This window comes from Neobacillus sp. MER 74 (assembly GCF_023714155.1).
The window spans coordinates 137,106-151,179 of the sequence record NZ_JAMAUV010000004.1; the positions used below are offsets into that span (position 1 = coordinate 137,106).

The following is a 14,074-nucleotide window of genomic DNA, read 5'->3' on the forward strand; positions in this document are numbered from 1 at the left end:
TAGTATGGGTTATTTTTTTTGCTTATTTTAAATTGTTCTACGTTATCAATCTATCAATATATTGATGAGCATTATGTGGAAGAAATAGAAAACGTGTTTGCGCGTAATAGACAAGAACCTTACATATGGGAAAGCCAGCAAGAAATCGAGATTGATCAGCAGGATGTACATAAAGAAGCAGAGTATTCCTTAGTCAATCTATTGGACGAACTTGGTGAATCTTTTCCCGAACGGCTGCTTCGTTTCATTGATGAAAAAGGCATGACAGATGTGGAAACATATAAACGAGCGAATATTGACCGGCGATTATTCTCCAAGATTCGGAATGAAGCCGATTATACTCCGAAAAAGAAAACCACGATTGCGTTTGCTGTTGCTTTAGAGTTAAACGTGGAGGAAACGATGGATCTTCTAGCCAGTGCTGGTTATACTTTGTCACGGAGCAATAAATTTGATGTGATTATTGAGTACTTTATTCAACAGGCAAATTACAATATTCATGAAATCAATGAGGCCTTATTTGCTTTTGACCAGCCATTACTTGGCGCATAAATATGTCGCTTTTAAAGCGACCATTTGGTTTTGAATATTTGTTATCCTTTGTTTATCACAAAGCGGAGGATGATAATCATGAAAAGAAATCTAACAGAATTAGTATTTATTTTGGATAAAAGCGGCTCCATGGCAGGTCTTGAAGCGGATACCATCGGCGGATATAATGCGATGCTGAAGAAACAGCAAAAGGCAGAGGGCGAAGCTATTGTAACAACTGTGTTGTTTGATCACGAATACGATTTATTACACGACCGAATCAATGTAAGGGGCATTTCTCCTATTACTGAAAAAGATTATGAAGTCGGCGGCACCACTGCGTTATTGGATGCGATTGGTTTATCGATACAAAAAATTGCGAATGTACAAAAGAGAACCAGAGAGGGCGAACGTGCCGAAAAAGTACTCTTCGTGATTACCACGGATGGGATGGAAAATGCCAGTCGTGAATTCACAGCGGACAAAATCAAAAAAATGGTTCAGTGCCAAAAAGAGAAATTTGGGTGGGAGTTCCTGTTCTTGGGTGCCAATATCGATGCCATTTCAACAGCTGCGCGATTTGGTATCGATGAGGACTTCGCTGTTGAATACCATGCAGACGGTGAAGGAACGCAATTAAATTATGAAGCGGTAAATGAAGCTGTGGTTAACCTTCGCAGTGGCAAAAAGATTGATCGAAGCTGGAAAAAAGGCATTGAAAGGGATTATAATCGTCGTTCGAGGAATGTTTAATTTACTTTAAAGTTGACACCTGCTGTGGACAGAGGTGTCTTTTTTTCTTCCATAATCACTTTCCGTGATGTAAATCACAAATTTTGATTTTAATTTACACTATAATGATAGGAGAAACTACTTTACATAAGAAAAAGAGGGAATGAATGATGCCGATTTTATTGGAACAGGAAAAAGTGAATGAGTTAGTTGACCGTTTTTATGATAAGCTGCTAAAAGATTCCTACTACATTAACATGTTTAATGAAAGAAACACGGATATCGAATTATTGAAGGAGCGGCAAAGAGTATTTATCAACCGACTCGTTGCCGGGAAATCTGATCAGGAACAAGGGAAGCAAGTCTCACAAGTGAAAGAACGACACCCATTTCAAATCGCTCCAGATAGGGCAGCAATCTGGTTTGGTAAATTGAAAGAGACGATGGATGAAATGGACATGGATGATAGTGTAAAAAAACAACTGACTGAGAAAGTCGATTTTTTGTTGAATAAGATTATTTAGTGAGTCCCGAATAATTCATTGTAATAAATGAATGTTTAAGCTCTTGTTAATTTAACAAGGGTTTTTTTTGCTGTATGGATAGAAAATAGTCTTTGGTGCCTGACACCATTATATTTGTCTTGTATGAGATTCTCAGGAAAATTTTGGTTGATTTTTCAGGTGGATATAAGCTAAAATTTAAATAAACCGGACGGTCGTTTTTGAATGTTTCACATATTATAAATAAATAATTATTAATTATAAAGGCGGAGATAAAATGCCCCCAATAGTCTCTGATGATTATAAAGAGAAAAAGAAAAAAGAAATCTTATCAAGTGCGTTTGTTTGCTTTGCAAAGAAAGGTTTCGAAGTTGCCACGATTAATGATATCGTCGAACATTCCGGTATTAGCAAAGGTGCGATTTATAATTACTTTCAAAGTAAAGATGAAATTTATCTTGAATTAATGAGTACAGAAACGAGTCAAACATACGATGAACTGAATCAGGAAATATCTAAAAAGACATCAGCTATAGAAAAATTAAACTATTTTTTCGATATATACTTAGACCTAAATCCTTTTATCGAAGAAAATAAAGCACGTTTTTCAGTTCACTTAGAGTTCAAGCTTCACTCTTCAAGGAACAAAGAATTAAAGGAACGTTTACGCAATCGCAGGCAAACATATTTTATTTCTCAGATCACGGATATTCTTAAAGATGGGCAGAATTCCGGTGAAATAAAACAAGATGTGAATCCCGAAATATTTGCAGATCTTTTTTGGTCGATGGTTGATGGAGTGGTCTCACAGACAATAGTATACGAAGATTATCCCTACCATGAGGTATTAAAAGAAATAAAAAAAATGTATATCCTAAGGGTAAAAGAAATATCTGAGCAATAAGGTAAGCCCCTCTAATCGGCTTGTTTTTTGCACGTATGAATTGCTGATAATATCAGGAACAAATAAAGAATAATTGAACCATTATATAAACCGAACGGTCGTTTTTTATATTTTTTGTGTGAGAGGATGAACTAAATATGAGAATGTATGATTACCAAACTATGATGGGAATTAAACAACAGGAAGTGGAAAAAAACGCCAAGTCTGCATGGATGTATGTTAATAACACTCAAAAACAACAGCAAGATGAAAGCATGTATGGCAAAAAATCTTTAAGGAAGAGATTGGAGAATTTTTTAGGATTATCGAATTAAAGAATAGGTTATCGCAAGATACAACTGAATAAATGGTGAAAAAGCTCCTGTTGCTTCAAAAAATTAAGCATAGACACCATCCAATTCAAGGGATGGTGTCTATTTTTATAAAAATTTTATAAAAGTTTAAGGATAACGAACTGAATCAAAGTTAAAAACGCTAAAATAGTAAAATTATAGAAACTGAATTTGATTAAATACCTTTTACTTTCGATTGGATTTGCCTGTATAAATAGTTTGTAAGAAATTACACTGGCCAATGAGGCAACAATTGTCCCGAGTCCGCCAATATTCACTCCTAATAATAAAGGTTTCCAATCAGTTGTGAATTCTGCCAATAGAATGGAGGCTGGAACATTACTGATAAACTGGCTTAAAAAAATTGAACTAAAATAGACGGACGTAGTATCTTTTAAACTTGTATTGGCAAATGCTTGTAATGTATTTGAATTGGATATATTTCCAATAAAGATAAAAAAGCAGATAAACGTTAACAAAAGTAGATAATCAATCTTTATCAATAATTTTGCATTTAATATGATCACGGTTATCAAAGTTAGCACGAAGGCGACTTGGTAACTGACCACTCCAAAAATTGAAGCAACGATAATTGCTAGAACCAATCCCCAGACTGCTAGCTTTTTCCAATCGTCTATTGGCACTGGATTTAGAACAACTTTTAATTCTCTATATTGCATTCTTTTTATAAGGAAAAAAAGAGAACTAATTCCAAGGACAGCCATGAATAGAACCGTCGAAAAAAATGGAAATGGCCGGATTCCATAATGCGAATAGATGAACAGATTTTGCGGATTGCCCATTGGAGTTAAACTACTACCAATGTTTGCTGCAATGGTTTGAAAAATTATCGTCTCCATCATGGGCATCTGGGTCTTCCTACTGACCACAAGTGTCAAGGGTACAAATGTAAGCAGCGCCACATCGTTTGTGACAAACATTGAGCTAAAAAAACATAACAATATCAGAATTGCTGAAACAGAGCGGGTGTTATTACATTTATTAATAACAGCAATTGCGAATTTGTCTAGGAATCTTAATTCTTCTAACGCCTTAATGGTCAGCATCAAGCTAAATAAAATAACTAACACTTGAAAATTGATATACTCCAGTTTTGGAGGATAAATTAAACAGCTTGTCGCAGCTAATACAAGAGAAACTGTAAAAACAATGTCTTTTTTTAGAAAAGCAAATTTCAACTTGAGTCTTTTGTTTTCTTGAATTAATACAGATTCTTTCACAGGGCACCACCGGTAGTTAATAGAATATAACAACTATATGATTCTACCATGCCCATTCATAGTTGGAAATAAGAAAATACCAAAGGAATATATCTTTAAATACCTGTTCAGTGGGAACAACAAAGAAGTGCCTGACACCTTCAAATGAATGGTGTCAGGCACTATCTAGTTTTTAGTATGATTATTTAAACCTATTAACTTTGCTTTGCTTTCATATAAACCTCTTCGAAGGGCTGAATTACGACAAAGCCTTCACCTTCGAACTTCATTTGAATAGACTCTCCGCTTCCTCTGCCAAAGAATGTTTTCAAACTGATATCGGTTTGAAATTTAGGTTGAAGATTGCCAGACCATGCAACCGTGGCATTTGGATCGGTAATCACAGGATTTCCAGGTGATACCCTTAAGGTGAGTGGTTCATAATGGGCAGTAAAAGCGATCAATCCACTTCCTTCACATCGAACATTAAATAAGCCTCCTGCCATCATCCCTGCAATTTTCTTCATTAATTTTATTTCCCATTTAATACTTGGTTCAAATGCAAGTAAATCATTGCCATTAATGTAAATAGATTCGTTTTGCAAATTTAGAATAATAATTTTCTTACCGCTATCGGCTAGATATAATTTCCCCTTTCCATTGGCCTTCATTAATGAAGCACCTTCTCCGGTGAGCGCCTTTTTGAACGCGGTTCCTAGTCCATGTTCTAGCATTCCTTCGCGGACAAATTTAATTTCCCCTTGGTAAGAAACCATCGATCCTGCTTTGGCCCATACTTGACCATCTAGATTTACTTCCAACATCCGAGGAGTTTCTAACTCAAAAAGACCCTGTCCCTTATCAACCTGCTCCGATTGTTTGATAAATTCTTCAATTGAGTATCTGTCCACTGCTCCCACATCCTTCCCTCTCTATAACGACGAGTTCTATTCTATTATGTTTCATATATATATGGAAGAAAATGAAATTTTATCCTTTTGATCTTCCATGAGCGCGCCTGGAATTTCAAAATATGGAAAAACACAAACTAAAATGAATAAAAACATTGTAGACAACTAAATAATATTTATATTCAGTGAGAAAGTGCTAATATTTCAAGCGTCGTGTTCCATCTCTTTCTCCTGATACAGGAAAACCTTATATTTAAGTTATTAAAGATATCTATGACAAATGTCGCAAAGGAGTAATGATAATGGAAAATGAAAATCAGTATGTTGCAGCTTCACTATCACCCAATTTAATAAATGAAATTCAATCACTAGAGGAAAAGCTAAGTGAGCAAGCACATAAAAAAGTAGTGGTTATCGCATACGAAAATGATAATAATTAGTTAGGTGGATATCTTCAGGAGAAATAGGATACTATTTCTTTTTTTATAAGTCGGGATCAACTATTCGCAATAAAAAGTAAAAACCTTCATAAATTTTGAAGGTTTTTCTTTATCTTAGTCCTTGTTTAATGAAGATGATCACTTAAGATACAAATTAGTTGGATATGCACCATTAAAACAAGCGATACAACGGCGGCTAGTATCTGCCAGATCTACATCGACAGCCTCTAATAATCCCTCGGTGCTTAAAAAGGCTAATGAGTCTGCTCCAATCACACTTCCCATTGCACGTTCATGCTCATGTTTGTTAGCAAAAAGTTCTTCTTTGGTTGGCATATCCACTCCATAAAAACAAGGATTTTTTACCATTGGGGAACTAATTCGTACATGGACCTCTTTTGCACCTGCTTGACGAATCAATTGAACAATTCGCTTGCTTGTCGTTCCACGTACAATCGAATCATCAACAAGCACGACCCGTTTATCCTCGAGAATTTCACGAACAGCACTTAATTTTAAACGAACGGCCAAATCGCGTAATTCTTGGGTTGGTTCAATAAATGAACGACCGGCATAAGGATTTTTGATGATTCCCATTTCATATGGAATTCCTGATTGTTGGGCAAAACCCATGGCTGCAGGGACACTTGATTCTGGAACAGCAACAACAACATCAGCAGGTGTAGGATGTTCTTTTGCTAAAATTTGGCCTAATTCTTTTCGAATGGATAAAACACTTCTTCCATGAATCACACTATCTGGACGAGCAAAGTAAACAAATTCAAAGGAGCAAAGAGAAACGTCACCTTTTGCAGCAAATCTACCTGTTTTAATTCCCGTCTCGTCAACAAGAAGCCATTCTCCCGGTTCAACATCTCTCCAGAACTTAGCATCAACCGCATTAAGTCCACAAGTTTCTGAAGACACGACAATGGATTCACCAATTTTTCCGAGGCTAAGGGGACGTAAGCCATGACGATCTAGGGCAATCAGCATTTGTTTATCTGTCATGATCAGCAATGCAAAGGAACCGTCAATCCGCTTAAGAACATCCGGTCCTGCCTCATCAAAATATTGTTTACTGGAACGCGCTATTAAATGAGCGATAATCTCAGTATCAGTGGTTGTCTGAAAAATGGCACCCTGTTGCTGGAGAACCTTCCGCTCAACATTGGCATTTACTAAATTCCCGTTATGGGCAACGGCCAAATTGCCCGCACTGTACTTAAATACAAGAGGTTGTGCGTTTTGTAGTAAACTTGCACCAGAAGTAGAATATCGTACATGACCGATGGCCATATTCCCACTTAGTCCATCAAGGATCTCACGCGAAAATACTTGGGTAACTAATCCCATTCCCCTGTGATGCCTGAATGATTTTCCATCACTAGCTACAATTCCTGCACTCTCCTGCCCGCGGTGTTGAAGTGCATGAAGTCCATAATATGTTAAATGGGCTGCTTGAGGGTGATTAAACACTCCAAATACACCGCATTTCTCCTTCATTTCTGAATCCATATGTGTATTCCTCCCGTTAATTTCATTTCATTATTTTTGGCGAAAGCAGAATTTTTATCCTTTTGATTGTCTTGTTGAAATTGTATTAGCTTTGTAAATAAAAGAAGTTTTTTCGATTAAAAAAGTATTTGAGTGCATTTCAGGAAAACCTAACATTATGAAAAGTTTAAAAAAGGATGAAGGAGGAAAAAGCTTTGACAGTCATTAAACCCTGCTCAACGATTGGTATCTTAGGGGGTGGCCAGCTAGGAAGAATGATTTCAATTGCTGGTAAAAATATGGGATATCGCTTCATTACGTTGGATCCGACACCTAACTCACCATGTGGACAAGTGGCAGATCTTCAAATCACAGCTCCCTATACTGAGCTCAAAGCAGTTAAAGAACTTGCCGATTCCTCAGATGTGATTACTTATGAATTTGAAAATGTAGATTCTACTATAACATCTATTTTAGAAACTACATCCTTTGTACCTCAAGGAAGCGAACTGCTCAAAATAACCCAAAATCGTATCCTGGAAAAATCTACCTTAAAGTCCTTTGATGTGAAAGTAGCACCTTTCTTTGTCATAGGTTCGGAAAATGACTTCGAAACGGCAATAGATCGTATGGGATTCCCTTACATAATGAAAACAGCTACAGGGGGTTACGATGGGAAAGGGCAATGGGTTATAAAAAGCAGGGAGGACATTCCCATTGCGATCGAGGCTTGGAAAAATGCAGGGATGGACATGATCATCGAGCAATTTATCCCGTTCTGTAAGGAATTATCCGTGATTGTTGCGCGAAATATCCAAGGTCAAACTAAGACTTTCCCGGCAGCTGAAAATATCCATATTAATAATATCCTGCATCAGTCCCTCGTTCCTGCAAGAATTAGCGATGAGCAAAGAATTCAAGCGGAAACGGAAGCATTAAAAATAGCAGACTCCTTACAAGTAGTTGGATTAATTGCGATCGAAATGTTCCTTACGAATGATGGTGAAATTATCGTAAATGAGTTAGCACCAAGACCTCATAATTCCGGGCATTATTCCATGGATGCATGTATTACTTCTCAATTTGAGCAGCATATTCGGGCAATATGCGGACTGCCTTTAGGAGATACTACTCTTTTAAGCCCGATTATCATGGTTAATATTTTAGGTCAGCATGTAAATAAAGTGCTAGATAAAATTGAGCAGTTACCACCAACAGCCAAACTACATTTATACGGCAAAAAGGAAAGCGTAGAAAATAGGAAAATGGGTCACATTAATTTTTTAGGTTCAAATCTCGAGCAAATAGACAAGCAAATTAAGGATCTTGGAATTTGGTCATAAGGGAACGTGGATTAGAGTCGTTCTGCTAAAAACATAACCAACGAGTGAAAAGAGTGAAAAAATAATGGAAAAATTAGAACAGCTTTACGAAGGAAAAGCAAAAAAAGTATACAAAACATCAGAACCAGGAAAGTATTGGATTGAATATAAAGATGATGCCACTGCCTTCAATGGCGAGAAAAAAGGACAAATTGCTGGAAAAGGAACTCTAAATAATGAGATTAGTGCGACCTTCCTAAGTTTGTTAAAAGAAAAAGGCGTGGAAAATCATTTTATTAAAAAGATTTCATTAACAGAGCAGATTGTTCAGGAAGTAAAGATTATCCCGATTGAGGTTGTCGTTCGAAATATTGCGGCGGGCTCCCTTGCAAAAAGACTGGGATGGGAGGAAGGGAAGGAACTGCCGGGAGCCATTGTGGAATTTTACTATAAGAATGATGAATTGGGAGACCCTTTGATTAACAATGATCATATTGCCATTCTTGGACTCGCATCAGAGATAGAAATGGTTGAACTTCGAAAACAAGCCCTAAAAATCAATGAGATTTTAAAAGAGTTTCTTTTAAACAAAGATATTATCTTAGTTGATTTTAAATTAGAGTTTGGAAAAACCCCAGCTGGCACTATTATCTTAGCGGATGAAATCTCACCGGATACGTGCCGCTTTTGGGATGCCCATTCAAGGGAAAAGTTAGATAAAGACCGGTTTAGGCGGGATTTAGGAAACGTTGAGGAAGCCTATCAAGAAATACAACGGAGAATTGGGGGTAATGTCAATGTTTAAAGCAACAGTATATGTAACCTTAAGAGAAAGTGTACTAGATCCACAAGGGAATGCCGTTCATGAGTCGTTGCATTCTCTTGGATATGATGAAGTTGGGGATGTACGAATAGGGAAATACATGGAACTTGAAATTAAAAGCGATGATCAAAAGGCGGCAGAAGAACGAGTAAAGGATATGTGTGAGAAACTGTTAGCCAATACCGTAATTGAAGACTTTCGGTTTGATCTTACCAAGCAGGAAGGATAGGAGGGGAATAGGATGAACTTTGCTGTACTGGTTTTTCCTGGTTCAAATTGTGATGTAGACATGTATAAAGCAGTGTTAGATACGATTGAACAGTCTGTCGAATATGTATGGCATCTTGAAACGGACCTATCAAAATATGATGCAATTCTTGTTCCAGGGGGCTTCTCCTATGGGGATTATTTGCGTCCAGGGGCTGTTGCGAGCTTGTCTCCTGTTATGGAGCAGGTGAAAATAGCTGCTGAAGAAGGGAAATTGATTCTTGGTGTCTGTAATGGGTTTCAAATTCTAACTGAAGCTAATCTTTTGCCAGGTGCTTTACGAAGAAATCAACGGTTAAAATTTCATTGTGACTTCATTGATTTAGTAGTAGAAAACAACCAAACCCCGTTCACATTAGACTATCAAGAAGGCGAAACGATACGTATTCCGATTGCCCATGGTGATGGTAATTATTATTGTGATCAAGAGACATTGGATGAATTAGAAAAGAACAATCAAATCGTATTCAGGTATAAAGGGACGAATCCAAATGGGTCGATTTCTGAGATTGCAGGGGTCATCAATGAGAGAGGAAATGTTTTAGGATTAATGCCCCACCCGGAACGTGCGGTTCATAAATGGCTGGGAACAGATGACGGAAAACGTATGTTTTCATCTATTTTAAGTTACTGGAGGAAACAATATGGTACAGCATAAAGAACCAACTCCTGAGCAAATTGTCCAGCAGAAGGTCTATCGGGAAATGGGATTAACGGATGAAGAATTTGATAAAGTAATTGAAATCCTTGGGCGGAAACCCAATTATACGGAAACTGGCATATTTAGTGTCATGTGGTCCGAACATTGCAGCTATAAAAATTCGAAGGTAGTTCTCAAACGTTTTCCGATATCCGGCCCGCACGTCTTACAAGGCCCTGGAGAAGGAGCAGGTATTGTTGATATAGGTGATAATCAAGCAGTGGTGTTTAAAATTGAAAGCCACAATCATCCTTCCGCCATTGAACCTTATCAAGGTGCTGCAACAGGAGTTGGCGGGATTATTCGTGACGTGTTTTCCATGGGTGCCCGTCCGATCGCTTTATTGAATTCGCTGCGTTTTGGCGAACTTAATAATCCAAAAACGAAATATATCTTTGAAAATGTGGTCGCGGGTATTGCAGGATATGGTAACTGTATGGGCATTCCAACGGTTGGCGGGGAAATCTACTTTGATGCTTCCTATGAAGGGAATCCCCTTGTAAATGCCATGTGTGTTGGTTTAATCAACCATGATGAAATTCAAAAAGGCGTCGCAAAAGGAATTGGTAATCCCGTCATTTATGTTGGAGCGGCTACCGGCAGGGATGGAATTCATGGAGCTACCTTCGCTTCAGAAGAATTGAGTGAAAATTCGGAAGCGAAACGTCCAGCCGTCCAAGTGGGCGATCCTTTTATGGAAAAATTACTGCTTGAGGCCACTCTTGAATTGATCGCCTCTGGTCATGTGGTTGGGATACAAGATATGGGTGCGGCAGGGTTAACCAGCTCCAGTTCTGAGATGGCCAGTAAAGCGGGAAATGGAGTGGAATTGGATCTTGATCTTGTTCCACAGCGGGAAAAAGGAATGAGTGCCTACGAAATGATGCTCTCCGAGTCACAAGAAAGAATGCTGGTCGTTGCGAAAAAAGGAAAAGAAGGGGAAGTAAAAAAGATATTTGATAAATGGGGACTCCACTCTTCTGTGATCGGTAAAGTGACAGATGATAACCAACTCCGTTTACTTCACAAGGGAGAAATCGTGGCGGAAATCCCCGCGGACAAGCTTGCAGAAGATGCGCCAGTGTATTGTAAGCCATCGAAAGAGGCGCCGTATTACGAACAATATTCATCCATAGACATAACTGCATCCATCGAAGAGCCAACGGATTATAATTCTGTTCTGCAGAAGCTTCTAGCATCGCCTACGATTGCCAGCAAAGAGTGGGTATATCAACAGTATGACTATATGGTAAGAACAAATACCGCTGTCATACCTGGATCGGATGCGGCTGTCGTGGCTATTCGTGGAACACGGAAAGCCCTGGCGATGACAACGGATTGCAACGGAAGGTATGTTTATCTTGATCCGTTTGTTGGAGGAGCAATAGCAGTAGCAGAAGCGGCCCGCAATGTGGTTTGTTCGGGTGCTGAGCCTTTAGCGATTACTGATAACTTGAACTTTGGAAGTCCGGAAAAGCCGGAAATCTTCTGGCAGTTTGAAAAGGCAGCGGATGGAATTAGTGAAGCATGCCGTCAACTCAATACTCCTGTTATTGGTGGGAATGTCAGCTTATATAATGAGACAAAAGGAGAAGCTATTTTTCCAACACCAACCATTGGCATGGTAGGGCTAATTAGGGACATTGAACATATTACAACTCAAGAATTTAAAAAAGACGGAGATTTAATTTTTTTAATTGGGGAAACCAAAGCAGAAATAGGCGGGTCGGAATACCAAAAAATAATGACTGGTAAGATTGAAGGGCGCCCGCCGCAGTTAAACCTTGATTTGGAGAAGAAGATACAAGCTTTTACCCTAAAAATGATTCAAGAAGGATTGGTGCAGTCAGCTCATGATACAGCGGAAGGCGGTTTAGCAGTTGCTTTAGCAGAAAGTTGTATAAGTGGGAAGATAGGTGCCGAAATTCAAATAACCGAAGACCTGCGAACAGATTTTAGCCTTTTTAGTGAATCTCAATCTCGAATCATTCTTTCCGTTTCTCCGGAAAATGCAGAGAAGATTAAGAAAATGGCAAAACAGCAGGAGGTGCCACTAAAAGAAATCGGTCATGTGAAAGGCCAGGAACTTTCAATTTCACATAATGGTAATACCGTTATTTCTATGCCGATTACTAAATTGGCAGAAGCCTGGCGGAATGCTATACCTACCATTATGAGTTCGGGATTATTAAAAAAGCTTAATATGCAGGAAATCTCTGCAAATTTACCGTAAAGGAGAGAAAAGGAATGAGTGATGCTTACCGCCATGCTGGGGTCAATATTGATGCGGGAAATGAAGCCGTTGAACGAATGAAAAAACATGTAAAAAAAACATTCAGGCCAGAGGTTTTAACGGGATTAGGAGGATTTGGGGCCCTTTTTAAACCAAATTTGTCGAATATAGAAGAGCCTGTTTTTGTTTCTGGTACGGATGGAGTAGGGACCAAATTGAAAATTGCTTTTGCCATGAACAAGCATGATACCATTGGCATCGATGCCGTTGCCATGTGTGTGAATGACGTCATTGTCCAAGGGGCCGAGCCACTTTTTTTTCTAGATTATTTAGCCTGCGGTAAGATTATCCCGGAAAAAATTGAAGCCATCGTTAAAGGAATTGCAGATGGCTGTGTACAGGCGGGATGTTCACTAATTGGCGGAGAAACTGCCGAGATGCCGGGAATGTACCAGGATGAGGAATATGATATTGCAGGCTTTACGGTTGGTATGGTGGATCAAAAACATGTCATTGATGGATCAAAAGTAAAAGAAGGCCAGGCGCTTATTGGGTTAGCTTCAAGCGGAGTACATAGTAATGGGTTTTCACTTGTCCGCAAGGTTCTATTGGAGGATGCTAAGCTCTCATTAGGTGATTATGTAGAGGAATTGGGGACTGAATTGGGAAAAGTGTTGCTTGAACCCACCAAAATTTATGTGAAATCGGTCCTTTCAACGATACGGAAATTTAATGTCACTGGAATGGTGCATGTAACAGGCGGGGGTTTTTATGATAACATTCCACGAATTTTACCCAAAGGTTTACAGGCTGAAATTAGGGATGGATCATGGAAGGTTCCGGAGATTTTTACCTTTATCCAAGAAAAAGGTAAAATTTCTGATTATGATATGTTCCGAACTTTTAATATGGGAATAGGGATGATTTTAGTGGTCGATACTGCGGACTCTCGGGGCGTATTGGATCACTTGGAAACGTTGGGTGAAAATGCGTTTGTAATCGGTACAGTGCAAAAAGGAAACGAAGACGTCGTATTCAATAAGGAGTAAGTATGAAGATTGCCGTTTTTGCTTCTGGTACGGGTTCTAATTTTGCTGCGATTATAGAATCCATAAAATCAAAAAAAATCAATAACGTTGAAGTGGTTTTACTGGTCAGTGACCGTCCTGACGCTCTTGCAGTCCGCACCGCTATTAATGAATCAATCCCGGTTTTTACTTTTACAGCAAAAGATTATCCGAATAAACAAGCCTATGAAGAAGAGATCCTTGAAAAGGTAACTCAACTGGAGGTGGATTTTATCGTGCTGGCTGGATATATGAGACTGTTAGGTCATGTTTTACTTCATGCATTCGATCGGAAAATTATCAATGTCCACCCGTCTTTATTACCAGCTTTCGCAGGAAAGGATGCCATTGGACAAGCACTCGATTATGGGGTAAAGGTAACCGGAGTCACGGTCCATTTTGTGGACGAAGGAATGGATACAGGACCGATTATCGACCAGCGTGCCGTAACAATTGATCCGAAAGAAACCAGGGAAACATTGATAAAAAAAATTCAGGAGCAGGAGCACAAATTATTACCAGAAGTGATCCAAAGACTGGCGAATAAGGAGGCTGTAAAATGATAGGGACCTTGATAACAGGCATAAGCCAT

General features: G+C 38.6%; 16 protein-coding genes. 13 read left to right on the forward strand and 3 right to left on the reverse strand.

Annotated elements, in window-relative coordinates:
- The first annotated feature begins 18 nt into the window (after positions 1 to 18).
- The 5 genes from M3610_RS09255 (at position 19) to M3610_RS09275 (ending at position 2,984) form a co-directional block, all read left to right on the forward strand.
- Positions 19 to 552: a hypothetical protein gene (locus M3610_RS09255; RefSeq protein ID WP_396953641.1), complete on the forward strand. Its 534-nt coding sequence runs from the start codon at positions 19 to 21 to the stop codon at positions 550 to 552.
- Positions 553 to 630: 78 nt separating this feature from the next.
- A complete protein-coding gene (locus M3610_RS09260) occupies positions 631 to 1,284 on the forward strand; it encodes a vWA domain-containing protein (protein WP_251458641.1) in 654 nt (217 codons plus the stop codon).
- 146 nt (positions 1,285 to 1,430) lie between these two features.
- Positions 1,431 to 1,787, forward strand: coding sequence for a protoglobin domain-containing protein (locus M3610_RS09265; protein ID WP_251458643.1), 357 nt, complete (start codon positions 1,431 to 1,433; stop codon positions 1,785 to 1,787).
- A 256-nt stretch (positions 1,788 to 2,043) separates the two neighbouring features.
- Positions 2,044 to 2,670 carry a TetR/AcrR family transcriptional regulator gene (locus M3610_RS09270; RefSeq protein WP_251458645.1) on the forward strand — a complete coding sequence of 209 codons (627 nt, stop codon included), beginning with the start codon at positions 2,044 to 2,046 and terminating at the stop codon, positions 2,668 to 2,670.
- A gap of 137 nt (positions 2,671 to 2,807) precedes the next feature.
- Positions 2,808 to 2,984, forward strand: coding sequence for a hypothetical protein (locus M3610_RS09275; protein ID WP_251458647.1), 177 nt, complete (start codon positions 2,808 to 2,810; stop codon positions 2,982 to 2,984).
- 116 nt (positions 2,985 to 3,100) lie between these two features.
- On the opposite strand, the gene M3610_RS09280 is transcribed toward M3610_RS09275, so the two are convergent.
- Positions 3,101 to 4,243, reverse strand: coding sequence for an SLC13 family permease (locus M3610_RS09280; protein ID WP_251458649.1), 1,143 nt, complete (start codon positions 4,241 to 4,243; stop codon positions 3,101 to 3,103).
- Between the two features lie 194 nt (positions 4,244 to 4,437).
- Positions 4,438 to 5,133 (reverse strand): AIM24 family protein, encoded by a 696-nt coding sequence (locus tag M3610_RS09285; RefSeq protein ID WP_098571929.1) that lies wholly within the window; start codon positions 5,131 to 5,133, stop codon positions 4,438 to 4,440.
- A gap of 302 nt (positions 5,134 to 5,435) precedes the next feature.
- Here M3610_RS09285 and M3610_RS09290 point away from each other — a divergent pair, with 302 nt between their 5' ends.
- The gene (locus M3610_RS09290) at positions 5,436 to 5,573 is read left to right on the forward strand and encodes a hypothetical protein (RefSeq protein ID WP_180229983.1); all 138 of its coding nucleotides are present in this window, start codon (positions 5,436 to 5,438) and stop codon (positions 5,571 to 5,573) included.
- A 138-nt stretch (positions 5,574 to 5,711) separates the two neighbouring features.
- Here the strand turns inward: M3610_RS09290 and purF are convergent, their stop codons facing one another.
- On the reverse strand, positions 5,712 to 7,091 hold the full coding sequence (gene purF, locus M3610_RS09295) for an amidophosphoribosyltransferase (RefSeq protein ID WP_251458651.1): 1,380 nt from the start codon (positions 7,089 to 7,091) through the stop codon (positions 5,712 to 5,714).
- A gap of 176 nt (positions 7,092 to 7,267) precedes the next feature.
- Here purF and purK point away from each other — a divergent pair, with 176 nt between their 5' ends.
- The 7 genes from purK (at position 7,268) to purN (ending at position 14,045) form a co-directional block, all read left to right on the forward strand.
- Entirely contained in the window at positions 7,268 to 8,413 is a 1,146-nt protein-coding gene (gene purK, locus M3610_RS09300; RefSeq protein WP_251458654.1) for a 5-(carboxyamino)imidazole ribonucleotide synthase, read from the forward strand.
- A gap of 64 nt (positions 8,414 to 8,477) precedes the next feature.
- The gene (purC, locus tag M3610_RS09305; protein WP_251458657.1) at positions 8,478 to 9,197 is read left to right on the forward strand and encodes a phosphoribosylaminoimidazolesuccinocarboxamide synthase; all 720 of its coding nucleotides are present in this window, start codon (positions 8,478 to 8,480) and stop codon (positions 9,195 to 9,197) included.
- Positions 9,190 to 9,444 (forward strand): phosphoribosylformylglycinamidine synthase subunit PurS, encoded by a 255-nt coding sequence (gene purS, locus M3610_RS09310; protein ID WP_251458660.1) that lies wholly within the window; start codon positions 9,190 to 9,192, stop codon positions 9,442 to 9,444. Before purC ends, purS begins: the two co-directional genes overlap by 8 nt.
- A 12-nt stretch (positions 9,445 to 9,456) precedes the next feature.
- Entirely contained in the window at positions 9,457 to 10,140 is a 684-nt protein-coding gene (gene purQ / locus M3610_RS09315; RefSeq protein WP_251458663.1) for a phosphoribosylformylglycinamidine synthase subunit PurQ, read from the forward strand.
- On the forward strand, positions 10,127 to 12,415 hold the full coding sequence (purL, locus tag M3610_RS09320) for a phosphoribosylformylglycinamidine synthase subunit PurL (RefSeq protein ID WP_251458666.1): 2,289 nt from the start codon (positions 10,127 to 10,129) through the stop codon (positions 12,413 to 12,415). The genes purQ and purL overlap by 14 nt, the downstream gene beginning before the upstream one ends.
- A 14-nt stretch (positions 12,416 to 12,429) precedes the next feature.
- Entirely contained in the window at positions 12,430 to 13,464 is a 1,035-nt protein-coding gene (purM, locus tag M3610_RS09325; protein ID WP_251458669.1) for a phosphoribosylformylglycinamidine cyclo-ligase, read from the forward strand.
- Positions 13,465 to 13,466: 2 nt separating this feature from the next.
- Complete coding sequence (gene purN / locus M3610_RS09330) at positions 13,467 to 14,045, forward strand: phosphoribosylglycinamide formyltransferase (RefSeq protein ID WP_251458671.1); 579 nt, start codon at positions 13,467 to 13,469, stop codon at positions 14,043 to 14,045.
- The last annotated feature ends 29 nt before the right edge of the window (positions 14,046 to 14,074 follow it).

Excerpts from the sequence above, each read along its gene's own strand:
- M3610_RS09260 (WP_251458641.1), top strand. The coding sequence starts at position 631 with ATGAAAAGAAATCTAACAGAATTAGTATTTATTTTGGATAAAAGCGGC.
- M3610_RS09265 (WP_251458643.1), top strand. The coding sequence starts at position 1,431 with ATGATGCCGATTTTATTGGAACAGGAAAAAGTGAATGAGTTAGTTGAC.
- M3610_RS09270 (WP_251458645.1), top strand. The coding sequence starts at position 2,044 with ATGCCCCCAATAGTCTCTGATGATTATAAAGAGAAAAAGAAAAAAGAA.
- M3610_RS09275 (WP_251458647.1), top strand. The coding sequence starts at position 2,808 with ATGAGAATGTATGATTACCAAACTATGATGGGAATTAAACAACAGGAA.
- M3610_RS09290 (WP_180229983.1), top strand. The coding sequence starts at position 5,436 with ATGGAAAATGAAAATCAGTATGTTGCAGCTTCACTATCACCCAATTTA.
- purF (WP_251458651.1), bottom strand. The coding sequence starts at position 7,091 with ATGGATTCAGAAATGAAGGAGAAATGCGGTGTATTTGGAGTGTTTAAT.
- purK (WP_251458654.1), top strand. The coding sequence starts at position 7,268 with ATGAAGGAGGAAAAAGCTTTGACAGTCATTAAACCCTGCTCAACGATT.
- purC (WP_251458657.1), top strand. The coding sequence starts at position 8,478 with ATGGAAAAATTAGAACAGCTTTACGAAGGAAAAGCAAAAAAAGTATAC.
- purS (WP_251458660.1), top strand. The coding sequence starts at position 9,190 with ATGTTTAAAGCAACAGTATATGTAACCTTAAGAGAAAGTGTACTAGAT.
- purQ (WP_251458663.1), top strand. The coding sequence starts at position 9,457 with ATGAACTTTGCTGTACTGGTTTTTCCTGGTTCAAATTGTGATGTAGAC.
- purL (WP_251458666.1), top strand. The coding sequence starts at position 10,127 with ATGGTACAGCATAAAGAACCAACTCCTGAGCAAATTGTCCAGCAGAAG.
- purM (WP_251458669.1), top strand. The coding sequence starts at position 12,430 with ATGAGTGATGCTTACCGCCATGCTGGGGTCAATATTGATGCGGGAAAT.
- purN (WP_251458671.1), top strand. The coding sequence starts at position 13,467 with ATGAAGATTGCCGTTTTTGCTTCTGGTACGGGTTCTAATTTTGCTGCG.